This is a genomic window from Albidovulum marisflavi, assembly GCF_025751435.1.
Taxonomy (GTDB): domain Bacteria; phylum Pseudomonadota; class Alphaproteobacteria; order Rhodobacterales; family Rhodobacteraceae; genus Albidovulum; species Albidovulum marisflavi.
The window spans coordinates 33,958-60,717 of sequence record NZ_JAOWKY010000006.1 but is presented as its reverse complement, the minus strand read 5'-3'; the positions used below and the strand labels follow the sequence as shown (position 1 = coordinate 60,717).

Here is a 26,760-nt window from a genome sequence, read left to right as displayed (position 1 = left end):
CTTTCACCCCGCGTTCCGGCACCCTAAATAGGAATCGGAGGCTTTGATGCACTGGCGTTACCTGACCATCATACTTTCGGTTTTCCTGGCGGCGGCGTTGACAGTCGCGGTCGCCGCAACGATCGTCGAACGGTTCGACGCCGCCCTGCCCGCCTGGGCGATTGTGGTGCCGCTGGCGCTTGTGCTCTTGCTCCGCAGGTTCGCGCGATGATCCCGGCCGATCGAGAACTGACCGAAGCAGGTCTGGCGCCACAGGGACGTGGACGCATCCTGCTGATCGCCTGTGGCGCGCTCGCGCGCGAGATTCTGGACCTGAAGGCCGCGAACGGCTGGGCCCACCTGGACCTGACCTGCCTGCCGGCAAAGCTCCATCTTTACCCAGAAAAGATTACCGAGGCCGTCACCGAGGCCGTTGCCAAGCATCGCGCCGACTACGACGGCATCTTCGTCGTCTATGCCGATTGCGGCACCGGCGGGCTTCTGGAACAGCGCTGCCGGGACCTGGATGTCGAGATGGTGGCCGGACCGCACTGCTACTCCTTCTTCGAAGGCAACGAAACCTTCGCCGCGCGCGAAGAGTTCACCGCATTCTACCTAACGGACTTCCTGGTCCGGCAGTTCGATGCCTTTGTGTGGAAGCCGATGGGTCTGGACCGGCATCCGGAGCTTCGGGACATGTACTTCGGCAACTACGACAAGCTGGTCTACCAGGCGCAGACCGACGATCCAGCGCTGGACGCCAAGGCGAAAGACTGCGCGGAACGCCTTGGACTGGCGTATGAGCGGCGTTTCACCGGATACGGCGACCTGGCCACCGCGCTAAGCGCACTTTGACGGGCCAGGCGTTCAGGCGGCGGCTTCCGCCGCCAGCTTCTGAATGCGTTCGACCATCGCGCGCAGCCCGTTGGAGCGCTGAGAGGACAGATGTTCGTGCAGCCCAAGGCGCCCAAGCTCGTCGGCGGCGTCGACAGAAAGCACCTGCGTCACGCTCAGACCAGAATAAAGCGCATGCAGGATGGCGATCAGACCGCGGACGATCATCGCATCGCTATCGCCCCGGAAGTCGAACCTGGCATCCGCGCCCTGCCCTTCGATGCGCGGCAAGAACCAGACCTGGCTCGCACAGCCCTCGACCTTGGTGGCGGGAACCCGGAAGGCATCGTCCAACGGCGGCATCGCCTTGCCCAATTCGATGACATGGCGATAGCGATCCTCCCAGTCGTCCAGGAACTCGAAGGTTTCGGCGATCTCCTCGAAGGCGGCGCTGGCCATGGTCAACTCCAAACGTGTCGTTTCTTCACGTAGTCGCTCCTGCCGCCAAGGTCCAGCCGCCGGGCCTCTTTTCACGCCACGGAAGATCGGCTACCCAAGGACAACGAACGAGGGAGCCCCAGATGCGTAAGCCCGCCACCATTATCATGGCTGTTGCCGTTGCCCTGTCGCTGGCGGGCTGTGCGACGATCCGCGACAGCAGGCTCAACCCGTTCAATTGGTTCGGCCGTTCCGAGGAAACGTCTGTCCAGGTCCCGGAAACGGCAAGCGGCATCCCCAACGACCCGCGCCTGCTGGTCGCGCAGGTCACGGCGCTTGAGGTCGCGCGCATGCCCGGCGGCGCGATCGTCCGCGCGACCGGCCTACCGCCGACTCAGGGGTGGTGGAAGGCGGAACTGGTCGCCGAAAACGGCGGCGACCCCGTTGATGGCGTCATGACCTACCGCTTCGTGCTGGCCCCGCCGGTCGAAGCTCAACCCGCATCGACCACGCAATCGCGCGAGGTGACGGCAGCCGCCTATCTTTCCAACGTAAAGCTGGAACAGATCCGCACTGTGGTCGTCATAGGCGAAACCAACAGCCGCAGTTCAAGGCGCTAAAGTCAGCGCCCAAAGGGCTCTGGCGCTTGGCACAGTGGCCGCAGCGGATCGCGTGAAAGCCTGCAGCGCTGCCAACAAACTGCGACCGGCCAATGTGCGGACAATCCGTCCAATCGGACCCATCGCGCCGCACGCCGTCATGCTCGCCTTCCCCACGCGTCAAATCTGAAAAAAGCGGAACCGCGTTTGGGGGGCGGCCCGTGCTGGATCTCACACCTGCAACACACGGACCGCGCCGCCGCGCGCCGACAAGGCGATCTCTCCCCGGCACAAGCGCAGGGCGTCCTCACCGAAGACCTCGTGCCGCCAGCCGCGCATGGCCGCGACCTCGCGCCCGCCCGCCGCGATCACGTCAAGATCGGAGGAGCTGGCGATCAGTTTCTGGGCGACGCCGGCTTCTTCGGATTTCGCCTTGAGAAGAACCCGCAAAAGGTCGGCAAGCGCCGAGTCCACCTGCAGGTTCTCGCGCCCGTTTTCGACCTTGGGATAATCCTCGGGCTTGACGGCCATTCCGGCCTTGATCGCGCCAAGGATCCCTTCCGCGATGTCGGCCTTGCGACCTTCGCGTAAGAGTAGCCGGGAACGCCCCAGCTCTTCGACATTCGTGGGACGCGTGGATGCAAGCTCAAGAAGCGCGTCATCCTTGAAAACCCTTGCGCGCGGCACGTTGCGTGTCTGCGCGTAATCTTCGCGGAAGCGGGCAAGTTCCTTCACGACTGCCAGAAAGCGACCGGACTGCGTGCGGGTCTTGACCCGCGTCCAGGCATCCTCGGGGCGCGTGGTGTAGGTTTCGGGATCCGTCAGAATCGCCAGCTCTTCCTCGACCCACTTGTGGCGCCCGGTGCGGGTCAACTCCTTGTTCAGGAACTCGTAAATCACGCGCAGATGGGTCACGTCGGCAAGCGCGTAGGTCTTTTGCGCCTCGCTCAGCGGTCGGTGGGACCAGTCGGTGAACCGCGATGTCTTGTCTAGGCCTTCGCGCGCGATCTTGCGCACCAGCGTCTCATATCCCACCTGCTCGCCGAAGCCGCAGACCATTGCCGCGACCTGGGTGTCGAATAGCGGCTGCGGAAAGACGTTGCCCTCGACGAAGAATATCTCAAGATCCTGACGCGCTGCGTGGAAGACCTTGACCGTGTCGCGATGCCGGAAAAGGTCGTAAAGCGGTTCAAGCGACAGGTCCTTGACCAGCGGATCGACAAGCACCGCCTCTCCGGTCTTGCCGGGCAGCGCAAGCTGAACAAGGCAGAGCTTGGAGTAATAGGTGCGTTCCCTCAGGAACTCGGTGTCGACGGTGACGTAGGGCTGGGCCTTGGCGACCTCGCAGAAGCGGGCGAGGTCCTCGGTCGTTGTTATGGTCTTCATTCGCGTCCCGTCTGTCGCGGGGTCATCCCGCTGGTTCGCCCTTGATAGAAACTTGAGACCCGATTGAAAAGGCGCACCGGCAATTGGCCGGGCAACTGTGACCGATGAAGCGCAATCGCACTGAGGCTGGACTATTGCGCAAGCCTCGGGGGCAATCCGTCAGTCCAGGTAGATGGGATGCCGCTCGCCGTCCGCGAAACGGCGCAGCACAGCCGGATAAAGCTGATGCTCGACCTTCAGCACGCGCGCCGCAAGATCATCCGCAGTGTCGCCGGGCCTGACCGGGACCCGGGCCTGGCCCAGGATCGGACCTGCGTCAAGTTCTGCCGTCACCTCGTGAACCGTGCAGCCTGCCTCGGCGTCGCCCGCATCGATCGCGCGCTGATGCGTGTGCAGGCCCGGGTACTTGGGCAGGAGCGAGGGGTGGATGTTCAGCATCCGCCCCTGGAACCGGCGCACGAAGTCGGGTGTCAGTACGCGCATGAACCCCGCAAGGCAGACGATGTCGGGTCTGGCCGCGAACAAAGGTTCAAGAAGCGCGGCCTCAAACCCCGCCCGGTCCGTGCCGAAGGGGCGGTGATCCACGGCCGCGGTTTCGATCCCCATTTCGCGCGCCCTGACCAAGCCGCCAGCATCCGGGTCGTTCGACGCCACCAGCACGGGTCGCGCCGGGTGATCGCCCGTCATGCTGCGGACAAGCGCCACCATGTTGGAGCCACCCCCGGAAATCAGGATGGCGACACGCTTCACAGAAGCTTCCCGCTGTAGCTGACGCCTTTGCCCTTCTGCACGCGGCCGATCACGGTCACGGTTTCACCCTCGGCCTCCAGCACGGCCTGCAGCGCGTCGGCCCGGTCGGCTGCGACCACCACAATCAGGCCGATGCCGCAGTTGAAGGTTTTCAGCAGCTCGGATTCGGCCATTCCCGCGGTCTCGGCCAGCCAGCGGAAGACTGGCGGCAGCGCCCATGCGTTCAGGTCGATCTCTGCGCCCAGATCATCGGGCAGAACCCGAGGCAAGTTTTCGGTCAGCCCGCCGCCGGTGATGTGCGCCAGCGCGTGAACGCCGCCCGCCCGGATCGCGGCAAGCGCCTGCTTCACGTAAAGCCGCGTGGGCGCCAGAAGGGCCGCGCCAACCGAGCCTTCGCAGAAGGGGGACCCAGCATCCCAAGACAGGCCGGAAAGTTCCACCACCTTGCGAACAAAGCTGTAGCCGTTCGAATGCACCCCATTCGAGGCAAGCCCCAGAAGCACGTCGCCGTCCTTGACCCCCGCAGGCAGATCGCCGCCACGCTCCATCGCGCCGACCGCAAAGCCCGCCAGGTCAAAGTCGCCGCCGTGATACATGCCCGGCATTTCTGCGGTCTCGCCACCCACAAGCGCACATCCAGAGGAAGCGCAGCCCTCGGCGATCCCTTCGATGATCCGCGTCGCCTGGGCCACGTCCAGCTTGCCGGTCGCGAAGTAATCAAGGAAGAACAGCGGCTCTGCGCCCTGGCAGACCAAATCGTTGACGCACATCGCAACAAGGTCGATGCCGATCGTGTCCACGTTGCCCGTGTCGATCGCGATGCGCAGCTTGGTTCCGACGCCGTCGGTCGCCGCCACCAAGATCGGGTCGGCATAGCCGGCGGCCTTCAGGTCGAACAGTGCGCCGAAGCCGCCCAGGCCCGCCATGGTTCCAGGCCGACCCGTCCGCTTTGCCGCCGGTTTGATCCGCTCGACAAGCTCATTGCCCGCGTCGATATCAACGCCGGCATCGGCGTAGGTGAGCCCGTTCTTGCTGGTCATGGTGATCCCCCGGATTCCGTCGCCGCTGCGATAGCCCAAACCGACCCCGAGGGCAACGCGCGATCCGGCCGACCACGATGCTTGTTTGACCTGCTCGCAGGCCAGCCGGGCCGAATGGGGGTGAACCAGCTGGGGGCATGCGGCATTCCGGGCGACGGACCCGCCGGATTGCCAGGCTATCCGTCCCCCCGCGTCCCGCCGCAGGCGCAGCGCGCCCTTGACCGCCGACCTGCTCCCCCCTAAGCAGTCATTGGCTGGGCCTGTAGCTCAATGGTTAGAGCAGGGCGCTCATAACGCCTTGGTTGGGGGTTCGAGTCCCTCCGGGCCTACCACACTATCCCCTTGATATAAAAGAAAACCCTTGCAATTTAGGGTTTTCTTCCGTTCTGTGGTTACAGTTTTGGTTACAAACCGCAGGCAGTCATGGCTGGCAAGATCAAGCATCTGGTGAATCGTTCAGGGCGCTACCACGCGCGCCTGGTGGTCCCGAAAGACCTCAGGAAGATCGTCGGAAAGACTGAGTTGCGAACGCCGCTCGGTGGCGACTACCGCCAGGCGGTCAGGCTGTTGCCCGGTGCGGTTGCGCAACTGCAGCACAAGATCGCACTCGCTGAACGCCAGCAGACCGGGAGCAAGGTTGGCGTCGGCGTCGCTCGCTACCCCCTCGCGCCGGACCAGCTTGCGCTTAGCCACTACATGCAGCGCCTCGCGTTTGACGATGTGCTGCGCAACGATCCCCGCTACGCCGCCGTCAGTATCGATGACCTACTTGTGGAGCGGCTTCGCCAGGCTATCGCCGGCAAGCTCAACGACAGTGAACTTCAAGAGCTCGTGGGTGAGCAGATTGATCGGTTCCGCTCCCTCGGCAACCTGACGGCTGAACGTGGCTCAGACGAATGGCGCATCATCGCTCGTGCACTTTGCAGCGCCGAGCTTGAGGCCCTGGCGCGCGCCGCTGAGCGGGACGAGGGCGACTACAGCGGCCGGCCTACTACCCCCATGCTGATCGACGCCCAGCCCCCTGCCCCGCCCCAGGAGACCGTGAACCTCAAGAAGCTCTGGGACGATTACAAGACGAGCCGCACACAGGCGGGCTTCATGCGCGACGGCGGCAAGCGCCAAGACCCGGTAATTGAAAACCTGCGCAAGTTCCTCCGGCACAACGACGCCCGGCGCGTGACAAAGAAAGACCTCCTAGCCTGGAGAGATCACTTGATGACTTCGCTGTCCGCCAAGACCGTGAACGACATCTACCTTTCGACGGTCCGCTCGCTACTCGGCTGGGCGCATGAAAACGAGCGTCTGCCTGAGAACGTGTCGACGACCGTCAAGCAGCCCAAACCCCGCAAGGTGAAGAGCCGGGAGAAGGGCTACACTGACCAGGAGGCGTTGACTGTCTTGACCGCCTCTATCAACTACCAGCCGAAACCGAACCAGTTTGGCTATGTCCGCGAAACACCTAGGCACACTGCCGCGAAGCGGTGGGCGCCGATCATATGCGCCTTCACCGGCGCACGGATCAGCGAGATAACGCAGCTCAGGAAAGAGGATGTGCGCCAGGAGGGTGACCGTTGGATCATTCGCATCACGCCCGACGCCGGCACTGTGAAGGCGGGCGATTACCGCGACGTGCCGCTCCACCGTCAGATCGTGGACCTCGGGTTTATCGACTATGTGAACGCCGCCGGCGCTGGGCCCCTCTTCCACAACGCGACAGAGCCGGAGAAGTTCGCCACCGCCGCCAGCAGCGTCTCGGATGAAATTTCCAAGTGGCTCCGGCGCTCGAAGGTCACACCAGAAGGCGTTCAGCCGAACCACGGATGGCGGCACCGCCTCAAGACGAAGGCGAGCGAGCTAGGAATAGACGCGCGCGTGATAGACGCGATCCAAGGCCACGCAGGACGAACAGCAGGCGACAACTACGGCGACGTAACGGTGGCTGCGAAGACGCGAGCGATTGACCGACTTCCATGGATCGCCGACTAGCTGGGCCAGTTAATTCCCTGGTTAGACCACGGTTTAATTATGCAAGCAGGTTATTTGTAAACTATGGTTGATCGCTCACGGTAGTATGTAAGTGCCAGAAGCATCTGGGATAATGTCGGGAACCCCTTCCCTCGCGAACATTGCGGACATGCTATCAGAAATGACGTTTCCGGCTGGGTCTTTGGGTCCAGCGTCGAGACCGTGCTGAAGGCCTTCCAGATCGGCTTGGGTATCTCCCATAGGCCAAAGCGCCTGGGAGGCCATCTTCCGCTTGCGCTGCATAAGGCTGTTGAGCAAGCAGTCGAATGACCCTTCCCTGTAGCCGGGATGAATCGCCAACGGCACGTGGACCTGCACTGGCCGAGTCTGGCCAATCCTGTGAACCCGGTCGTTGCACTGTTCTTCGACGGCCGGATTCCACCAACGCGACAGATGGATCACATGGGTTGCCGCTGTGAGTGTCAACCCGGTTCCGGCGGCCTTGGGGCCTAGAACGAGGAGATCGAACCCGCCATCATGCTCGAGATGCCGCTGGAAGTGGTTCACGATGGTCTGGCGCTTTGGAATTGGCGTGTCGCCGTTTATGATGTCGACACGGTTCAACCCGAAGAAATGCCGGGCGAGCTCGGCGAAACGGAACTGCATCTCCCTGTGCTCAATGAAGACTAGTGCACGTTCGCTCTTCGCCTTGATACCCTCGAGAACGCGCATCACGGCGGAGAGGCGCGCGCTCATTGCTACGAACTCTTCCGGCCCCAAGCTGCCCGGGAACCCGGGATGGACTGATACCGAGCGGATGTGGTGCAGCGATTTCAGCGCGGCACCAGGACCACCCTGGATCTTCTTGATCCTAGCCGCGTCGTAAGCTGCGGACTGGACCTGGGGCATCACTCGCGGATGTAGCAACCGGTCTTTCCGCGGAAGGTCGGTAGCCACCTCGTCTTTCAGTCGGCGCAAAGCGAGCGGAGGCCGATCGAGTTGCGGCTTGAAAACACGCGCATGGAGCTCCGTCATGTTCTCCTCATTGGGCACTCCGTAGGAGGCGCGGAACGCCTTGCCAGCCCCCAATGCGCCTGGAACCAACCGGTCCATGATGGTCCAGAGGTCCATGGTGGTGTTCTCGATCGGCGTTCCGGTCAATCCGATCCGGAAATCCACATTCATCGCCTCCACCGCCTTGGACGCGATCGTGTCTTTGTTCTTGATGTTCTGGATCTCGTCGAAAACCATGGCTGAGAAAGCAACGCGCCCTAGCGAGTGCTGGTAGTTCGCAAGCGTTGTGTAGGTGGTCAGGAACCAGTAGCGATGGGCTCGCCCCTCCTCGAAAGCCTCGTCGAGCCATTCGAGGTCCAGCAGCGGCAGGCCGGAAGCCGTTTCGGTGGCCTTGGCACCCGATACCTTGTGACCAGAAAGCGATGAGCCGTAGAGTCGCACGAGATGCCCGAACTTGCGAGCCTCGACATGCCGCTCGACCTCCTCTTCCCAGTTTACGAGCAGGGAAGTCGGCGCCACGACCATGATTGGTCCGCGCATTTTGGCCTGCGGCTGCTGCATGTGCTTTTGCAGCCAATTGAGAAACGAGATCGTCTGAAGCGTCTTTCCTAGGCCCTGTTCATCGGCATTGAGGATGCCGGGCAGACCCGACCGCCAGGCCCTGGTCGCCCAGTCGAAGCTGTCCATCTGGTGCTGACGAAGCTTGGTGACAATGCTGTCAGGCACTTCGCGGGCTATAGTTGGAGCGCGGGGGCGCAGATCTGCATGCCACGCGATATCTTCGGAATTGTCTAGTGTGTCGAGAATGATTGGCCCTGCGGGTTTCTCGTCATTATCCAGTGTATCGAGTGCATCTCCATCAGATGCTCTTACCTCCTCTTCAAGCCTATTTGCGAGGACAGCTCCTACCGCGGCCAATCGCTCCGGGCTCACCTCGACATTTTCGCCAGCAATTTCAACCAATGTCGCTTTCCCGGACTCCGACGCTGCCTTCATCCGGTCGTGCAGGGCTTCGAGATCTGGCGTCGCCATCTTCGAAACCGCTTCGGCAACTGGCGGGGAAAACACCTCGGGCAACCAGGTCGTTCCGCTGCCCTCGATGGGACGGGACGGTTTCTCGTAGACGACGACCCCTGTCACCCGCGCGGAATACTCCCGGCTTTCGACGAAAGCGGGACCGGCAACGGACTCGATCATCTCCTCTTGCCCGGCGGCGTCGAGTTGCTCGAGCGCCCCGCTTTGCTGAAGGTGGCGCGCCACCGCTTCGGTGATGAAGGCGCGCGGGTTCCGGATCACCGCTTTTCGTGTCTCCCGGTCTGCCTTCTGCGCTTGCACGAGCGCCTCGAGCACAGGCGCGCTTGACTGTTCGATAACCACGTAGCTGTTGTTGCCGAGCTGATAGGCCGGACGAGCCCCGAGAGCATTCACACGATACTGAAACGCCGCCAGCGCTTCGCCGGACAATTCCGCATCCACTTCAGACACGCCGCCATCGGCCAAGGCACGATCCGACAGATGACGCGAAGAATATGGGACGATCTCGAACTGTCCGAGGGTCGCATCCGGGGAGATCGAGAAGCTGTTCGCGATGCGGACCTCGAGACCGCGGAGAAAGCTCGTCATGGCCAGACCCGCCATGCCACGATTCTGCGGCAGTAATTCCAGCATCGTCTCATCGGGTTCGAGGGCCCGACGAAACTCGGCCAGAACCTTCCAGTGCTCTTCCACTGGCGCGTGTGCGTCGAACCCATCCGCGAGGTCCATTGCCCGCTTCATCCAGAGCGGCAGCCTTCGAGGGCCATCCGCGGTTTCGAGGAATGCGCCCTGACGACGGGGACTTTCTCTTCGACCTGCATTGCTCCACTCGTAAAGGAGCCGGAACTCCGGGCTACCCAAGGTGCCCGCCACATCGGTCCGGAGCGTCAGGTGCACGTCCTGCGGAAGCCCCAGCGCCTGGGCGGCGCCGGCACCCAAGTTCGCTGCGGCATCATGAGAAATCAGAATGTGTTCATCGGAAATGTCGACCTCGCCTTCATGTTGGTCGCCCCAAGCCCGCAGATCGGCGATGGCGAACAGAAGCTCCTTCTGATCATCCGGGACGTGGCCGAAGGTCCTGGCACGAGCATTTGCCTGGGTCAGGCGCGCGAGCAGGCCGCGCTTTTCCACAGGGAAACGGATTTCGATACGGTCGTCGACCAGTCTGTAAACGGGATGGTTCTCAGACATGGCGCATCACCCAGTCCCGCCAGACCGGAATCGAACTGTGGGACTTGGCGTTGCGGGAATATCGCATGATGTCGTCACAGTAGTATTGTGAGCCATATAGTTTCGGCGCCTTTGGATCATCCCGGTTGAAGATGTGGGTTCGATAGTTGTGGCATCCATCAACCACGATCTTGTTCCCGATCCGCATAATCAGGAGGGAGGTGCTGCCGCCACGATCAAGCTGCCTGCCAAACCGACGGTTTAGGTTCGTGGTATCGCTTCGGCTTAATCTCCGCTTCGCGTAGTGTAGCGCGTCACGGCCGAACGCCACCCAAGCCTCGTCGATCCGCCCATCCTCATAGAGACGCAGCCAGAAATCCCTTCTCAAGGGCCACATGTGGCTGCCTTGAGTTGCGGTGACCATATCGCAGAAGAACAGCATGTCCTCCTTGGTCAGCCATCGCAACAGCACCGCTCTTAGGTCGGGGTCAAAGCCGGACCAGATACCTCCTGAATGAGTTCTAGGGTCATTGTAGGCAGAGATGATAGCCTCGCTCAGATCACTGCGCACGGCGTCCGATGGTGTCTCGTTAACCCAGACTCGCAGCAGTGCCTCGACCGCGAGGCCGGCCCCAGCCTCAAGGGCATTTCCACCCTGAGGCACCAGCCATCTTAGCAGTTGCTCCCGTTCATCGGCCCGCTTCAAATGCGGTCCAATCTTTCGCACGAACTCCACATGAGCATGCCGCGTAAGCCCGGGTCCATGGGGCGCACGAATGCCGAGAGACTTCAACTTGCCGAATGGATCGTCAGACTCATACATCACCGAGGCCAGATTTGTCACGGCGCTGGCCGGGTCAAGCAAGTCCGGAAGCGCCGAGATCAGCCTGCGAGCGCGCTCGTCAAAATCGTCTCGTCGGTGGCGCAGAACCGCGCCAAGTGAGGCGGTCGCCTCGGATTTTGGGTCGAAACTTCCGACATAGACCCAGAGCATCGAAGTCAGGAACGAGGTCTGCGAACTTTGGCGCAGTTCCTCGTAGTAGAATTCGCGAACGTCTGCGAGATCTTCGCGTTCCCTCCGTTCCTCATCGAAAACTGCCACCGCCGCTGAAGCGACGCGTGATGTTTTCAATCCGCCCCAGTCCCAAGTTTCGATGCGGCGACGCATTTCCTGCGCGAGCCGCTCGCGGTCGCGGTCTTCAGGTTCCTTCACCGCGTCTGGCCAACGATGAAGGATGCGTCCCACCGCCTTGTCCAACTCTACGAACGAGGGAAGCACCCTCGAATTGAGGGAAATCGACTTAGCGAGAACGTCGGAGACTTTCATTCGGCATCAACCGCGAGTTCCGACAGCGCTTGCCGAATTCGGCGGATCCCGTCCGTGTCCTGCGGTGTGACCATGATGAAGCGCAGATCTATCCGGCGGTTCGTTGCGCGTCCTTCGGCCGTGTCATTGGTGGCAACGGGGCGATCGGGTCCGTAGGCTGCGACCGACAGGACCGGTTGGGTCTTGAAGTTACGGTGCTCCATGATCTCGGGCGCTGATCGCGTCATGGTGAAGAACGTCTGGTTGGCGCGCGCAGTCGACAGGTTGCGGTTGGTTGCGTCGGAACCGACATTGTCGGTGTGTCCTTCAATCTGGACGGATTCGATCAACACGAACTCGGGATTGCATTGCGTTGAGAATGCCGAGCGTTGCCCAACCGTATAACAGGGCAGGATTTCGTCGAGCCGCGTCGCGAGCCGAGAAACGATTGCTTGTTTTTGCCGCGTTAGGACTGACTGACCCGTCGCAAACAGGCCTTCACCCTGGAACCGCAGTGCGTCGCTTTCCTCGCTTAGCTCCACCTGAAGATCGGGGAAGTCCGTCTTGATCGCGTCGCGGAGCCTAATCAGTATGCCTTGCCGAGTTCTAGCCACCTGCGCGAGATACGCCTCGAGTGGATCGATCTGGTCCAACTGGGTAATCTTGGCCTTCAGCTCAGCGATTTCGATCCGAAGCTTTGCTATCAAATCATCCTTATTTTTAATCTCCTGATTCAGTTCTGCCAATTGTCGCTCCAGATTGGCGATGAGCTTCTTATTCGCGTCTATTTCTTGCTCCGCCTTTCGTAGCTTCCGTTCCGTTTCATCGAGCTGCTTAGAGAGATTCGATTTTTCACGCTCCAACTGATCAATGAGAAGCTCCCTTTCTTCCGCCAACGCACGCCAGTGATTGCGATCGTCTACCATCTGGTCGAATTGGCTACGCGGCACGGTATCTGTGGTCCGGACCTGGCTGGCGAAGAACGCCAGAAGGATCATAATGATGAAGAGAAAGCCGACAGTCATGTCGGTCATCGAGACAAACGCGCTCTCCTCCTCTTCCTCTTGAGCGCCGTTTCGGGCTTGAGCGCGCATCAGGCCCTCCTGCCTTGAGCCGGCAGAAATGCTTCGGCCTGTTCTACGACGCTTCTAAGCGTATCTATACCCGGAGCCAGTCGGTCACGCATTTGGGTGACGTGATCTTGGGCGGCACCGAGCGCCGCTTCAAGCTGGCTGTTGTAGTTAGAAAGCGCCTTGCCCAGCATGATGTCGATCTGATCCAGCTTCTCTGCCTGATCTGAGATTTCCTGCAAGGCAACGCGGGTGGCTTCGAGAGACGCCCTGATGCCTTCCCGTTCCGTTCCGAGCGCAGCCTGGGCTGTGTCGAGCACATGTTTCGAATAGGCGACGACACTCTTAGCGTCCGCTTGGACGATATCCGACACCGACGCGGTGGTTTCCGCTAGCTTGCGGATCTGGCTCTCGATTTTGTCGTGCGCGTTCCGCAGCGGCTCGACCGCGCCAACAAGCTGGCGGCTGGCATCCCCGAAGGACGCAGAAGCACCGGAGACCGCTTCCGCGCCACTGCGAAGTCCGGAAGCCGCCGAATTCGCACCGGCGACGCTGGTGTCGATGGCGGCCCCGAGATCCCCAAGCCGAGAACTCACGGCGTCCAGTTGGTGCAGCAGAGTGCCGCCGATTGTTTCGCCCATTGTGGCACCGAGCCGGGCGATTTCCTGACTTGCGGATTCGAAAGACTCCAGAACCACCTTGCCGGCTCCGTCGATGGCCCGGCTCGCAATCGTGGTAGTAGCCGCCATCTGCGACTGCGCGGCGGCGGCGCCGTCAGATGCAGCCGCGGCAAGCTCGTCGCGGAATCGTTCCGCGGCCTGACGCATTTCGTCTGCGGCAGATCTCATCGCGGCGGCGCCTTCTGATGTGTTGTCCCGGATACCCGCGAGCGTCTCATTCATGACGCTCAGGAGCTGTTCCGCGCCTCTCGTCATCGTGGAGGACGCCGTTTCTCCAGTCGCTGCAACCTGTTGTCGCAGATTGTTGATGGCAACAGCCATCTCCGCGAGGGCGCTCTGCAAGCCGTCTCCTGCCTGGGCATTGGAGGCGTTCATTCGGTCAACCATCAGGCTGATCCGGTCAGATGCCTCTCCAAGAGACTCGCTGGCGCGGTTCAGTGCGTTTCCGACCGAGTGCGTCAACTGTGTGGAAAGATCTCCAACCAAGCCTTCCATGCTTGCAGTTCCCATTCGACTCACCTTGTCGATGATGGGATCCATCTGTGCCGAAATGGACCGGGTTATGTGCTCCGGAAGCTCGTCTAGTGGCTTCCGCAACTCAGCCACCATAGAAAACCCGATCTCCCGAAGATGCTCTCTTTGTTCCGTTGCCGCCTTGAGCTGACGAAACCCAATATCCTCAAGGCTGACAAACACCAGCCTGCGCTCGATCCTCAGGCAAAGCTTGTGCAGTTCGTGATCGACGAAGTCTCCTCGCTTGCGCAGCAAGTAGGTAAAGACGATCGAGCACGCCAAGCCGACCAAGGACATGACGAACTTCGCCGACGCGATCTGCATGAAACCGGTCATTGCGCCCTGCAGACCCGCATCGGCGTTTGAAGCTCCCTGCATGGTCAGGGAAAATTCGTTAAGGGCAGCAACCAATCCAAGAAACGTCAGGAAGAGCCCGACAGAGACGAAAAGGTTTGGAAGAATCCGAAAGACACCGGGACCAAAGCCCAGATCATGAACATTCAAGAATGAGGATGGCCTGATGGAGTTCCGCTGCGTAATCGTTCCGTCCACGTCGTCAACAACCACTGTCTCACTGAACTCATCCCATGCCTCGGACAGATCAAACCACTGCTTCGAGGCGGCGCTTCGCTCCTTCACCTTCGCCCTGAACTCATCAAAACCGGATGAGAATTCGCGAATACCCGGATATGCCTCGACCATGGCACGCATTTCACCGACAGCCTTCACCTGATTTCGGGTGCGCAACCAAAACGTAAGTCCGAATACCAAGAGTGCGAGCACCAAAAGGATCGCAACAAGCCCTGGCGCCCCATCGTTCTTTGTCAAAAGTTCCGCAAGGGTAATAATCAGATCGACGACGGTGCGGCCAGCATCATCAATGGTTTGGTTGAGACCGACATTCTCAAGCTGGTTTTCCACTTAACCTCTCCAATCTCTTCTTACGTCTAGCAGGACACTTATGCCGTCAGCCGCGAGACTTGACATCTTCATCTTCTTCAGAGCGGAACCAGCCGATACAGCCGCGCCCTCTTTGGCGGATCCCCTTCCAGTAGACATCCGACGTCATCGCCCTGATCGGAAAGCAGTCTTGAAACGCCCAGTCAGAAAATTCATGAAACTCATTTGGTTACCTCTGTTTCCGGCAGGTAATCACCAGCGTCGAGCCCGTTCAACCTCATTCGATTTGACTTCAGCTAAAAGTGCAGGGGCGCACTGACCAGAACGCTTAGAAAGGCCCCGTTTTGATGAGGCCGAAATGAGCGTGCTATTCGAGCGGCCCGCACCCTTCCCGAAAGGCGCGTGCCGCGGTTGTCCTGCAAGGGATCATTCCGCACGGCGAACCGCCCAGAACTGTGCACTCACAGGTCCTGCCAAGACCGGCACTGTTCGCCTGAAGCCGAGCATCTGAGCTTTGAACCATATCAGACGCCAGTGCCTCCGCCTGCTTCAACACGGTCTTCACAGCCTCGCTCGTGAGATCCGGTGGGTATCCATGCCGCTGCAGGATCTTTTTCACCGCGACGCGCATCTTGGCCCGAACATTGTCCCGCCGCCACCAATCCGTGCCGGAGTTGCGCCGCACGGTCTCGACGAGTTCGGTGGCGATGACCCTCAACTCCTCGTTGCTCATAAGCTGCACGGCGCTCTCATTCTGCGCCAGCGCATCATAGAAGGCTCGCTCAGCATCGCTGAGACCGTCTTCCGGTTCGCGTTTCAAGTCCTTGGCGATGGCGATCAGTTCCTGGAGAACCTGGAGAGCGTCAACGCTGCGGTTGTGATACTTGGCGATCGCCTGCTCGAGGCGCGAGGAGAACTCTTCCTTGCGAACGATGTTGGTCCGGGTCCGTGCCGTGATCTCGCCGTTCAAAAGTTTCTTAAGCGCCTCGACCGCGAGATTCCGATGCTTCATGTTCTGCAGCTCGATCATGAAGGCATCCGACAGGACACTGATATCCGGTCGGTCAAAACCACAAACTTCGAGGATGTCGACGACTTCGGTAGAAGCGACGGCTCGATTGACCAGTTGCTGAATCGCGAAGTCGGCGCCCTGGGCGCCACCTGTCCCACCACCGGCTCCGACCTTCTCAAGCCCGGACCGCACGGCAGCGAAGAAGGCCACCTCCTCGGCATGAGACGTAGCCTGGGGGCTGCCAGACGCCAGCTTGAACGCTTTGACCAGGGCCGCGGCCGCATCATTGAACCGCTTGACGCCACTGGCCTTCTCGTCGGTCTTGTCCTTCTGGAGAACGTGATCGAGGGCACCGGGGAGGATCTTGAGCCTCTGGGCAGGCGCTCCGCCCAACGCGCTCGAATAATCGAAGCCGTAGAACTGCGCGCGCGCAACGTCGAGCGCATCGAGGAAGGCCGCAACCGCCTCGGCTTCGCTGATCCCGGTCTGCTGCTGATCGGACTGCGAGTAATGCGCCAGTGCGCTTTTCAACTCCGCCGCAATCCCGATGTAGTCGACGACCAGGCCCGCCGGCTTGCTCTTGAACACCCGGTTGACCCGGGCAATCGCCTGCATAAGCCCATGCCCTTTCATCGGCTTGTCGACGTAGAGCGTGTGCATGCATGGCGCATCGAAGCCCGTCAGCCACATGTCGCGCACGATGACCAGCTTCAACTTGTCTCCCGGATCCTTCATCCGGTTGCGGATCGCCTCTTGCCGAGCCTTCGATCGGATGTGTGGCTGGAACCCGGCCGGATCCGTTGCATTGCCGGTCATGATGACTTTGACCTCGCCGGTGTCATCCGTTTCGCCATGCCATTCGGGGCGCGCCGCGACGATCCGGTTGTAGACCTCGACGCAGATCCTCCGGCTCATACAGACGATCATCGCCTTGCCGTCCATGGCCTCAAGCCGTGCATCGAAATGCGTGAGGATGTCGGCCACGACCGTGTCGAGGCGCTTGTCCGCCCCGACCAACGCCTCGACCCGAGACCACTTGCGCGCCACGGCCGCGGCATCGCCCTCGGCCAGCGTCTCCGTTGCCTCGTCGAATTCATCGTCGAGAACTTCGGACAGATCTTCATCGAGCTCGATCTTCGCGACCCGAGCCTCGTAGTAGATCGGGACCGTCGCGCCGTCCTCGACGGCCTGGGCGATGTCGTAGATGTCGATGTAGTCGCCGAAGACCGCCCGCGTGTTGGCGCCCACAAGCTCCACCGGCGTGCCGGTGAAGGCCACGTAGACGGCGTTGGGCAGTGCCTGGCGCAGCTGGTAGGCCAGACCGTGGCGAATCTCGCCAGTGTCCTTGCTCAGCTTCGCCTCAAACCCGTATTGGGTTCGGTGCGCCTCGTCGACCATGACGATCACGTTCGATCGGTTCGTTAGTTCCGGGAACACCTCGCCCTTCTCGGGGCGGAATTTCTGGATCGTTGAGAAGACGATGCCGCCGACTTCGCGGTTGAGGAGCTCCTTCAGATCGCTGATGCTCTCGGCCTGAACAGGCTCCTCGCCAAGAAGATCCTTGCAGCGACCGAAGGTCGCGAAGAGCTGGTTATCAAGATCATTGCGGTCGGTCAGCACCACTAAAGTGGGATTCTCCAGCGAGGGGTGGCGCATTGCGCGGCCCGCGAGGAACGTCATGAGCAACGACTTTCCCGACCCCTGGGTGTGCCAGATCACCCCGCCCTTGCCGTCCGTCCCACGCGCGCCGAGGATGGTCTCGATCGCCTTCCTGACCGCATGGAACTGGTGGTATCCGGCGATCTTCTTTATAGGCCCACGGCCTTCATCTTCGAAAACCACGAACCAGCGCAGCATGTCGAGCAGCACCCGGCGGTTAAGCATCCCTTGGTTCAGGGTCTGCAGCGCCAGCGCCTCGTTTTCATCGACGATCGTCTCGCCGTCCACCGTCCGCCATCGCATGAACCGGTCGAAGCCGGCAGAGATAGAACCATAGCGTGCGTTTAGGCCATCCGAGATAACCGTCAGCAACGACGTGCGGAACAGGTCTGGGATGTCGTTCTTGTAAGTGTCGATCTGGTTGCAGGCGGCCTCGATGCTGGCGCCCTCCGTGCCCTTCAGTTCGACCACGACCAAGGGCAAGCCGTTCAAGAACAGCACAACGTCCGGGATGCGTGCGCTTTTTCCAACCACGTCCATCTGGTTGACGGCGCGCCAGTCGTTCACCTGGTCGTTCCAGTCCACGATCTGGACACGGGCGTTGCGCTCCTCACCGTCAGCGAAATAGGTCAGGGCAACGCCATTGACGATCAGGTCATGAAGGCGACGGTTTTCCTGGACGAGATCCGTGGCAAAGACGACGTCGCTCAGCCGCAGCGCCGCCTCCTTCACCGCCGTCTCCGGCAGTTCGGGGTTCAGTCGTCGCAGCGCGTCCAGGAACACCGGCTCAAGAATGGTATCCCGAAAGCTCGCGCGCATCGGGTGGCGCATCTCGGGCGAGATCTCGGAGCCGTGATGCCGGGCGAAGCCCTCGCGTTCGAGTGCTTCCAGGAACCACGCTTCGAGATCCGCTTCCGAGGTCCAGGCCATCAGCTGGCCTCCTCAATGTCGGCGTGCCGCCCCCTGAGCTGCGAGATCGGCTTTAGGAACGTCTCCTGAAGCTTCGCCATTTCGGTGGCCATCCAGTTGGCCATCTCCGGCCACACATCTTCGTTGAAGCCATCGAAGGGAGCCACCTGGACGATCTTGGACATCTTGCTGTCATCCATTCTCAGCCACTTGAGGGGCGTGCCGAAAGCGCTGTCGAACTCCGCCCGCCGCGCGAAAAGCTCGTCGAACAGGAGCTTGTTGCGCGCCTTGTCCGGCCCTCCGAAAACGACTTCGACGCGCGCCTCAGACTGGGTGAACGCCAGGCTGAAGATGATCGACCTCACGCCAGAGCCGCAGTAGATCCAGTTCTCACGCGAAGGGGACACGTTCTCATATCTGCTCATGCCGGCTTCCCGGAGTTTTCGCAGTGCGATCTCCCAGAACTTCAGGCGCAGCTTGTGACGCCTCTGCTGCACGCCCTTGGCGGATTTCTCTTCGCTCTCCTTCTCCGCCATGCCGATCATGAAATCCGCCGCCTCAGGGGTCGGGATCACCGGCTGAATGTCGATCAGGAGTTCGTCTCCGAATGCATATGGCGTCACCTTGAAGCACCGCGCGTCGATGCGGTGCTCGCGCAGCCAGAGGACCGTTGACGTGACCTCCTTGCGGAAGTTCGCGGCGATGAACATCAGGCGTTGATCGTGCCCAGGATTCAGGACCACCTCATCGAGGGCATCGACCTCCAGAAACTCGCAGATCCGCTGAACGGCACTGCCGCCGCCCTCGTGCCGATCGAGATATTGCTGGTAGATGTCGATGATCTGCGCCTTGGTCAGGCTGGACACGTAGGCCGCGTATTTCAGCGCCTGCCAGGCGACATCCCGGCCGGAGTCGTCGAGTTTGTTCTCGATCACCACCAGCTGCCCGTTGGCATCGAGCGCCAGCAGGTCCAGCCGCTCGCGCGTGTCGGCGAAACCGTCAAACTCCTTCTGGATGATCAGGAGATCCTCGCCAAGCGCGTCGGGCTGGTTGGCGAGCCATTCCTGCAGGTGGTCCCGCTCGCGGAGCGCGAGGTCAGAGAAGCGCTTCTCCTCGAGTTTCTTCAGCCGGTTCTGGGAGCGATTGACTTGGAACATCTTGCCTGCGCCTTTCAGAACGAGCCGTCTACTCTTTCGACCTGCTCAAGGACCTCTTGGGTCTTCGTCACCCAGTCATCCAAGAAGTGCAGGTCGATCTCTTCGCCGGGCCACAGGGACACTTTCTGCTGGTTGATATGCAGGTTGTCCTTCGCTGGTCCGGGACTGAAATGCTCTCCATAGCCCAAGACCAGCACACCCTCGAAGACCTCTGCGGTGACTGTGTTGGTCAAATCATCTCGCTCCGGGTGACGGCCATAGACCACGATGTAAGCGTCCGACTGAGGCGGATGCCGATCGTTCCACGCCTCAAGGTGCCGCAAGATGGAACCGACGGCCATGATCTCTTCGCCAGTCTGACAATGGCTGAGTATGCCGTGGACCATCTGAGCCACATCCTCCAACTCGCTTGGACAAGAAGGGATATAGCCATCGCCCATTATGCCACCGCCTCCACCTGCTCCCGCGCCTCGTCCACGCGCAGTTCGCCCGACATGAGCCGGGGCAAAAGCGTGTCGCGGAGGGTGGCGAGGGTTTGGTTTTCGTTTGTTCTTGCCCGCATAAGCAAGGGTTTGGTCAGATCGAAGAATGCATCCACAATTGCACCATTCCTTGGCAAGCAAAGCATTTCCGCCTCAAGAAATCTTGGCGTTTGGAAATTCGAGATTCCGGTGCTTTGGTTTTGATAACCCCATGTTCCACCATCAAGATAGAGCTGCTGAGCATGAAGAAATGACAACACCCCTGCCGCTGCGTTCACGGGGCGCAAACGTCGGCAGAAGCTCGCTGGCACGAGAGTTTGCTCAAATCGAGAAAGCTCGGCTTGCGTGATCAACAGAGTTCGGCCCGTAGGCTGTTTCGGGCTACCGCCAGAAACTTCCAACACAACGTCGAAGGGGCGAAGCGCTCGCTTGGTGATCTTCTTTTCTGTGCTGTATCTCGTCGGAACTCCACCTCGGCCGCCACTTAAGAGACCCGGAAAGTCGGTCCCCCGAATGATGCAGACCGGAGTGTCGTTGCTCGCGTCTGGAGCATCTGCTCCCCAATCGCCCCCAATAGTGTCCTCAATAAGCGTTCCGATGCATTGATGCTCCCACCCCACCGGCAGGCCATCATCTCCGAAGCTGTCGGGGAAGAGGGCGGCGGTGGCGGGGTCCATGTGGGCGGGGGGGCGGCCTTCGGTCTTGGCCCAGACGGGGTCGAAATCGACGAACCACGACCGATAGAGCGCCCGCGCCATCGCCTCCATCGTCGCCGCCGTCTTGCGGTTCAACTCGATCTTGTCATCCAGCGCCCCGAGGATCGCCGCGATCTCGCGTTGTTCGGGGAGGGGGAGTATCGGGACAGGCAACGCCCTGATCGTCGCCATGTTGAGGCGCTCGGCGACCGAACCATCCCGAAAGCCGCCAAGGTGACCCTCCATGACAGGCGAGTTAAGCCAGTAGAGCAGGAAGCGATGATAAAGATCCTTACGATCTGGCCGGATCAGCACCATCCGTTGCCCAAGGCAAACACGAGAGCCGCTCGGCACCTCGGCAGCAATCCCGAAGTAGGTTCCCTCGCGACTGTAAAGCAGATCGCCATACCGAGGCTCAGCCCGCGCAATCCGGTCCTCGTAAGTCTCTTCGGACACTCGGCCAGCACTTCTGAAATCGAATACTCGCCCCCGAATATCCTGAGATCGGACAACAAATGGTCCTTCCTCAACCAGATTCGGCGTGGTGTGCGGGCAGTCAAAGACACCTTCGCAGACTTCATCGAGACGCGCCCATCTCAAGGCGTGCGACCAGCCCTGCGCAGCCAAGGGCAGATGAAGCGGCTTCGCGTTCATCCCAGCGCCCCCAACCGCGCCTCGATTTCGGCCTCCAGTCGCCGCCCCTCGGCGAACTGGGCGCGCAGCTCGCCCATCAGGCGCTCGAACTTCTCCTCGAAGGGCTCGCCGTCCTCCTCTGCGGCCCCTGCGCCCACATAGCGTCCCGGGGTCAGGACGAAGTTGTGCTTGGCGATCTCCTCCAGCGACGCCGCCTTGCAGAAGCCCGGCTCGTCCTCATAGGCGCCGGCGTCCGGCTCCCCCCGCCAGGCGTGGTAGGCGCGCGCGATCCGGGCGACCTCGTCCTCCGACAGTTCTTTCTGTTTGCGGCTGCCCGGCACCAGCGCGCCCATCTTGCGGGCGTCGATGAACAGCACCTCGCCCCGCCGGTCGCGCAGCTTGGCGTCCTTGGCGATGCCGTTGGATTTATCCTTGGCCAGGATCCACAGGCAGGCCGGGATCTGGGTGCCGTAGAAAAGCTGCCCCGGCAGCGCCACCATGGCGTCCACCGCGCCCCCTTCGACCAGCGCGCGGCGGATGTCGCCCTCGCCCCCGGACATCGACGACATCGACCCGTTGGCCATCACCACGCCGCCGATGCCCGTGGCCGAGAGGTGGGCGTAGATGTGTTGGATCCAGCCGAAGTTGGCGTTGCCCACGGGCGGGGCGCCAAACTTCCAGCGCACATCCTCTCGCAAGAGTTCGCCCGACCAGTCGGAGATGTTGAAGGGTGGATTGGCGAGGATGTAGTCAAAGCGTTCGTCCGGAAAGGCGTCCTTGACCAGCGTGCCTTCGGAGTTCCAGCGGATGTCGGCGAAGATGCCGCGGATGGCGAGGTTCATCCGGGCAAGGCCGAAGGTGGTGTGGTTCCGCTCCTGCCCGTAGATGGCGATGTCATTGCGCTGGCCGGAGTGCGCCTCGATGAACTTCTCGGACTGGACGAAGAAGCCGCCGGTGCCGCAGCAGGGGTCATAGACCCGGCCCCGGGTCGGTTCGATCATTTCGATCAGCGTGTCGACGACGGATTTCGGCGTGTAGAACTCACCGCCGCGCTTGCCCTCGGAGCTGGCGAACTCGCCGATGCAGTATTCGTAGATGCGGCCGATCAGGTCGAAGTCCCGGCGGTCGCCATGCAGCTTGATGTTGGTGAAGAGGTCGATCAGGCCGGTGAGCATGCCCCGGTCGATGCTCTCCTTGCCGAAGACCTTGGGCAGCGCGCCCTTGAGGGTTTCGTTGTCGGCCTCGATCGCGCGCATGGCGTCGTCGATCATGATGCCGATCTTCGGATCCTTGGACTGCTTGGCGAGGCTCGACCAGCGCGCCTTTTCCGGCACCCAGAAGACGCTTTCGGCCAGGTATTCGTCCGGATCCTCGGGGTCGGCATAGTCGTCGTTGGTCAGCTGGTCATGAAGGCGTTCGAAGGAGATCGACACGTAGCGGAGGAACAGAAGGCCCAAGGCGATATGTTTGTATTCACCAGCGTCCATGGAGCCGCGCATCTTGTCGGCGGCAGCAAAGAGGGTCTTTTCAATGCTCACGGTCGGTCCTCGCAAATTTCTGGGTCTCCGGCGGACCGGAAAACAACATGGGAGAAGTCTTGGCTCATATCCCGGCAAGCGGCAAGCTTTGCGATGCCAAATGTGGAGGCCACAATCTCACGGCGCAGCGGCGGCGCATGTTCAACGAAGTTGCAGCGCTTCCAGCAACTTGCCGATCTCTCTTTGCCTTTCGGCCGCGGAGCAAATCGCGTCTGCATGCACGGGCCGCCAAAGCGTGGTTCAGCCTTTTCACGCCGCCTCCACAAGGACTTCAGCGCGGGTGCCACCCAATGCAGCGAAAGCACGTTGGCGGCAGGTAAGGACCAGGATCTGTTGATCACGAGCCGTGCGGTGCAGCGCCGTGAACATCGCCTCAATCCGGTCATCGTCGCTGTGAACGAGCGCATCATCCAGGATTACGGGCACGGCGCGGCCATCGGCCGCGAACAGGCGCGCGAACGCAAGGCGCGTCAGGATAGCCACCTGTTCTTGCGTGCCGCCTGAAAGGATTTCCATCGCCTCCGTCTGTCCGTCGCGGGTCAGAGTCACTGGCAATAGACTCTGGTCGTCGATCGAAAGCTGAGCCCCTGGGTATAGGATCGAAAGCAGGGGCTGAAGCTCCCGCAGCACAGGGCCAAAATAGGCATCCCGAGCCTTGGCGCGAGCGTCTTCCAAGGCCAGGCGCAGCCGGTTTAGCGCGCGCACTTCAGCTTCATAGCGGGCAGCTCGCGCCTCGGCTTCTGCGCGAGCGCCGGCAATGCCCGCGAGGCGCTCCTCAATCCCTTCGTCTGCCAGCGCCGAGATGGTGGCGTTCAGCCGAGCTAGTTCCTCGCGTCCGGCCGACTCAGCCTGCCGTGCCTGCTCGACCGCACTCCTCGCGCGCGCCAAGCCCGCTTCGCACGTGGCGAGGTCAGGGGCCGAGGACTTAAGGGCCTCTAGCGCCTGGGCCGCAAGCGAACCGGTGTTATGCAACTCTGGCAAGCGTTTGCGAATGAAGGCAATTTCCTCTGCCAGCTTTTCTGGCTCGCCCGCCTCCTCCTGTGCCTCGGTCAAACGGCGCTCCGCCGTGCGGCGATCAGCTTCGCCGCCAGCGCGCGCTTCACCTGCGGCTATCGCAACGGCATGTGCGGCCTTGGCACTGGCGCGAGCCTCGTCCTCTGCCTGTTCAGCCTTGGCCAGTTCGGCGGTCAGGGAGACGGGATCCTCGACTTCCGCAGGCGCTTCCGTAACTTCGGCTAGCGCGCTGGCGATGGCTCCTCGGAGGGCGTCCACGCCGTCAGGGGCGACTTCTGCTAGCAGTGCGGCGCCTTGGGCCAATGCCGCGTCCAGCCTGAGTGCCTCAGACCACGACTGGCGAGCTTGTGCCACGGTCTCTACGCCGCATCCAGCAAGGACCGCCTCGATGGCCTTGAGCGCCTTATCGACCTCGGCGCCAAGGTCAATGTCACGAGATTCCCCTGGATCAACGCGAAGGTGACCAAAGCCAGAGAGAGCAATCTCGGTAGCGACAAGGATCGGCTGAGGACCGGTTGGCAATAGCCGGCCATCGATCGTAGCTTCTGCGCCGGAATCTGGCATCGCCTCCACGGTAACCGCCTGAGACTCGGCCCGAGCGCGGGCGAAATCGAGCGCGTTCTGCGCCTTCTCCGCGATATCCAGCGCTTTCGCCGTCACGATAATGCGCTGGCGGCGAGCGCGATCACTGTCGATCGCGCCCTGCAAGCTGGTCGCGCGATCAAGCCGACGCCGCAGGTCCTCGGCTCGTGCTTGCGCTGAACGAGCGGCATCAGCCTTCATTGCACGCGCCAGGCGGAGGCGTAGTTCACGGGTCGCGGCCGCAGCGGTCTCCACAACCTCCGCTGCCGAGCGGTCACGAGAGGCCATATCTTCCGCACGGGCGCGGGCCGTCTTTGCTTGTTCCTCTGCTTCAGCCAAGATGCCGCGTGCTTGCTCCAACCGATCGACCAGAGCTTGAAGCCGATCAATTTCACGCTGTGCCGCCTTCGCATCGAGGGTCGCCACTCGCGCCGCCGCTTCGGCCTGTTCGACGCGCGCGTTATGCGCTTGCGCTGCCAGGTGAGCCGCCTCAGCCGCCCGAAGCCCATCCGCGCGTGCGGCTGCGTCATGCGGATCAGTTAGCCGCGCAAGACTCCGTTTCACCTCGGCCCGGCGCTCAAGGTCCGCCGATAGCCGAACAGCGCGCGGGCGCAAGTTGGCCTCTTCGCTCGCAAGAGTTTCGGCCTCTTCCAGAGCACGAGCCCATTCTCCCCCAGCCTTCGGCCGACCCGTAGCCGTGGCGAGCCGTTCATAGTCTTGCGCCACGCGATCGAGCACGGCATCCATACGCCGCCCACCGGTCATCATGTCGATCTCGCCCGCAACGGAAGAAAGCAGGTCGCGCCGCGCGGCGAGGCCGCGTTCGCGTTCGCGCCTGTCGTCCGTGCCGGCACCTTCAGGTTCCATGCCATGAAGCCCCTGCCGGACCCAGAGAAGACCAGACGGACCTGCCAGGTCCCCGCCCATCAACCTGTCAATCCAAGCCTCGGCCTCGTCTTCCTGAGCGATCAAGCGACCATTTGCATCCGTCACCCGTGCTTGAGGACGCTGCAGCCAACGCTTGGAAATCCGGAAACGGCCATCTGGGAGTTCCACCTCTACCGCCACCTCGGGTGCGCCCCCGGCATGAGGCTGCAGCGCCTTGACGGGAGCTTTGTGGCTGCGGTGCTTCTCAAAAAAAAGAGCATGGAGCGCATCGAAAAACGTAGACTTGCCGAATTCATTTGGCTCCGAGAGCACGGTTATGCCGTCTCCGATTCCGCTCAGACTGGCCCGTTTTCCCGCGAAGCGTCGCACATTGGTGATGTCGATCGTGCGCAATCTCATGCTTGCACCTCTTGCGCCAGAACATAGAGCCGCGACAAAGCTGCTGTTGCGGTATCCCGGTCGACCTGTGAAAGTGCCATGTCAGCCGCCTCCGACATCAGCGCTTCTGCTGCCTGCCTGAGTGCACCAGCGCGATCGATCTGGTCGAGATCCTCGGGCATCGCCTCGACCGCCAGATCTGACAGGTCTGCCGCGAACCAGCCGAAGTCAGGCGCGCATCGGGAAAGCTCGACCTCCAGCGATGCACGATCTGCCAACGGCAAACGGCCGGTGACAGAGAGGCGGATGAGGTGATCGCGTGCTCGGGCTTGTGGCAATACTTCTGAAAGACGGGATGCAGCGTCATCGCCCGGCAGGAGATCAAGGCGCGGCCTAAGCCAGCGGAAATGCGCCGTCTCGATCGGCGCCACCTTGGGAAAGCGGCCCTCAAACGTGACGAGCAGCGCCGAACCAGGAATGTCATGCTTGAAACCTTCCGGCTCGGGAGTGCCGGAATACCATGTGACAGGTGTCACCTGCATCTGGCCGTGCCAGTCGCCGAGCGCGAGATAGTCGAGGCCTGAGCGGACTGCCCGGTCAGGTGGAATGATTCCCGTCGCCCCTTCCTCACCGGTGAAATCCATGATCGCTCCATGACCCAAGCCGATCCTTAGCCCACCTTCAGGAGTGGGCGCCGACATCGCTTCGGTAAGATCGCGACCCGGACGGCGGTGAGTGCAGGGCGCAGGCAGAAGCCACGCACCAGGGAAGAGTTCCTGTGGAGAATCCGTCGTCATCACGCGCAGATTTGTCGGCCCGTCAGATGCGATGCGTTGCCAGAGTTCCGACGCAGCAAGGCTGTCATGGTTACCGGGAAGGAGCACCCAGGTCAGATCTCCTTCATCTCCCATCGCGCGCAGCGCTTGCCGGAGCGTCTCGGGTGCAGGGGTTTCGGCATCGAACGTGTCGCCTGCCATGAGCACAACCTCCGCCCCACCGGATCGCGCAGCCCCGGCCAGCCTTGCGATGGCGCCGTGCCGTGCCTCGCGCAGACGGTTACGAATTCCTTCAGGATACCCACCAAAAGGTCGACCTAGATGCAAATCTGATGTGTGAAGAATGCGGAACGTCATC

General features: G+C 61.5%; 19 protein-coding genes and 1 tRNA gene. 5 read left to right on the top strand and 15 right to left on the bottom strand.

Features of this window, described 5'->3' with window-relative positions; genetic code table 11:
- Positions 1 to 46 precede the first annotated feature (46 nt).
- On the top strand, positions 47 to 211 hold the full coding sequence (locus OEW28_RS17470; protein ID WP_263736082.1) for a hypothetical protein: 165 nt from the start codon (positions 47 to 49) through the stop codon (positions 209 to 211).
- A complete protein-coding gene (locus OEW28_RS17465; RefSeq protein ID WP_263736081.1) occupies positions 208 to 834 on the top strand; it encodes a DUF1638 domain-containing protein in 627 nt (208 codons plus the stop codon). Before OEW28_RS17470 ends, OEW28_RS17465 begins: the two co-directional genes overlap by 4 nt.
- A 12-nt stretch (positions 835 to 846) precedes the next feature.
- On the opposite strand, the gene OEW28_RS17460 is transcribed toward OEW28_RS17465, so the two are convergent.
- The gene (locus OEW28_RS17460; protein ID WP_263736080.1) at positions 847 to 1,272 is read right to left on the bottom strand and encodes a SufE family protein; all 426 of its coding nucleotides are present in this window, start codon (positions 1,270 to 1,272) and stop codon (positions 847 to 849) included.
- A 122-nt stretch (positions 1,273 to 1,394) separates the two neighbouring features.
- Between OEW28_RS17460 and OEW28_RS17455 the strand changes: the two genes are divergently transcribed.
- Positions 1,395 to 1,871 (top strand): hypothetical protein, encoded by a 477-nt coding sequence (locus OEW28_RS17455; protein WP_263736079.1) that lies wholly within the window; start codon positions 1,395 to 1,397, stop codon positions 1,869 to 1,871.
- Between the two features lie 210 nt (positions 1,872 to 2,081).
- Here OEW28_RS17455 and rnd read toward each other — a convergent pair whose 3' ends face one another.
- The 3 genes from rnd to purM all read right to left on the bottom strand — a co-directional run bounded on the left by rnd (position 2,082) and on the right by purM (position 5,026).
- Entirely contained in the window at positions 2,082 to 3,236 is a 1,155-nt protein-coding gene (rnd, locus tag OEW28_RS17450; protein WP_263736078.1) for a ribonuclease D, read from the bottom strand.
- Between the two features lie 159 nt (positions 3,237 to 3,395).
- Positions 3,396 to 3,986 carry a phosphoribosylglycinamide formyltransferase gene (purN, locus tag OEW28_RS17445; protein WP_263736077.1) on the bottom strand — a complete coding sequence of 197 codons (591 nt, stop codon included), beginning with the start codon at positions 3,984 to 3,986 and terminating at the stop codon, positions 3,396 to 3,398.
- Positions 3,983 to 5,026 carry a phosphoribosylformylglycinamidine cyclo-ligase gene (purM, locus tag OEW28_RS17440; RefSeq protein ID WP_263736076.1) on the bottom strand — a complete coding sequence of 348 codons (1,044 nt, stop codon included), beginning with the start codon at positions 5,024 to 5,026 and terminating at the stop codon, positions 3,983 to 3,985. The genes purN and purM overlap by 4 nt, the downstream gene beginning before the upstream one ends.
- 256 nt (positions 5,027 to 5,282) lie before the next feature.
- On the opposite strand from purM, the gene OEW28_RS17435 reads away from it, so the two are divergent.
- Both OEW28_RS17435 and OEW28_RS17430 read left to right on the top strand, forming a co-directional pair.
- A tRNA-Ile gene (locus tag OEW28_RS17435) sits at positions 5,283 to 5,358 on the top strand.
- Between the two features lie 91 nt (positions 5,359 to 5,449).
- Positions 5,450 to 7,012, top strand: coding sequence for a DUF6538 domain-containing protein (locus OEW28_RS17430; RefSeq protein WP_263736075.1), 1,563 nt, complete (start codon positions 5,450 to 5,452; stop codon positions 7,010 to 7,012).
- Positions 7,013 to 7,087: 75 nt separating this feature from the next.
- Here the strand turns inward: OEW28_RS17430 and OEW28_RS17425 are convergent, their stop codons facing one another.
- The 11 genes from OEW28_RS17425 to OEW28_RS17375 form a co-directional block, all read right to left on the bottom strand.
- Complete coding sequence (locus OEW28_RS17425; protein WP_263736074.1) at positions 7,088 to 10,231, bottom strand: DEAD/DEAH box helicase; 3,144 nt, start codon at positions 10,229 to 10,231, stop codon at positions 7,088 to 7,090.
- Entirely contained in the window at positions 10,224 to 11,537 is a 1,314-nt protein-coding gene (locus OEW28_RS17420) for an EH signature domain-containing protein (protein WP_263736073.1), read from the bottom strand. Before OEW28_RS17420 ends, OEW28_RS17425 begins: the two co-directional genes overlap by 8 nt.
- A complete protein-coding gene (locus OEW28_RS17415) occupies positions 11,534 to 12,610 on the bottom strand; it encodes an OmpA family protein (protein ID WP_263736072.1) in 1,077 nt (358 codons plus the stop codon). The genes OEW28_RS17420 and OEW28_RS17415 overlap by 4 nt, the downstream gene beginning before the upstream one ends.
- Entirely contained in the window at positions 12,610 to 14,700 is a 2,091-nt protein-coding gene (locus OEW28_RS17410) for a hypothetical protein (RefSeq protein WP_263736071.1), read from the bottom strand. Before OEW28_RS17410 ends, OEW28_RS17415 begins: the two co-directional genes overlap by 1 nt.
- 346 nt (positions 14,701 to 15,046) lie before the next feature.
- Positions 15,047 to 18,280, bottom strand: coding sequence for a type I restriction endonuclease subunit R (locus tag OEW28_RS17405; protein ID WP_263736070.1), 3,234 nt, complete (start codon positions 18,278 to 18,280; stop codon positions 15,047 to 15,049).
- Positions 18,280 to 19,416: a DUF4268 domain-containing protein gene (locus OEW28_RS17400; protein ID WP_263736069.1), complete on the bottom strand. Its 1,137-nt coding sequence runs from the start codon at positions 19,414 to 19,416 to the stop codon at positions 18,280 to 18,282. Before OEW28_RS17400 ends, OEW28_RS17405 begins: the two co-directional genes overlap by 1 nt.
- Positions 19,417 to 19,430: 14 nt before the next feature.
- Complete coding sequence (locus OEW28_RS17395; RefSeq protein WP_263736068.1) at positions 19,431 to 19,856, bottom strand: hypothetical protein; 426 nt, start codon at positions 19,854 to 19,856, stop codon at positions 19,431 to 19,433.
- Positions 19,856 to 21,247 (bottom strand): restriction endonuclease subunit S, encoded by a 1,392-nt coding sequence (locus OEW28_RS17390; RefSeq protein ID WP_263736067.1) that lies wholly within the window; start codon positions 21,245 to 21,247, stop codon positions 19,856 to 19,858. Before OEW28_RS17390 ends, OEW28_RS17395 begins: the two co-directional genes overlap by 1 nt.
- The gene (locus tag OEW28_RS17385) at positions 21,244 to 22,764 is read right to left on the bottom strand and encodes a type I restriction-modification system subunit M (protein WP_263736066.1); all 1,521 of its coding nucleotides are present in this window, start codon (positions 22,762 to 22,764) and stop codon (positions 21,244 to 21,246) included. The genes OEW28_RS17390 and OEW28_RS17385 overlap by 4 nt, the downstream gene beginning before the upstream one ends.
- A gap of 249 nt (positions 22,765 to 23,013) precedes the next feature.
- Positions 23,014 to 25,647 (bottom strand): AAA family ATPase, encoded by a 2,634-nt coding sequence (locus tag OEW28_RS17380; protein WP_263736065.1) that lies wholly within the window; start codon positions 25,645 to 25,647, stop codon positions 23,014 to 23,016.
- Positions 25,644 to 26,759: a metallophosphoesterase family protein gene (locus OEW28_RS17375; protein ID WP_263736064.1), complete on the bottom strand. Its 1,116-nt coding sequence runs from the start codon at positions 26,757 to 26,759 to the stop codon at positions 25,644 to 25,646. Before OEW28_RS17375 ends, OEW28_RS17380 begins: the two co-directional genes overlap by 4 nt.
- Position 26,760 lies beyond the last annotated feature (1 nt).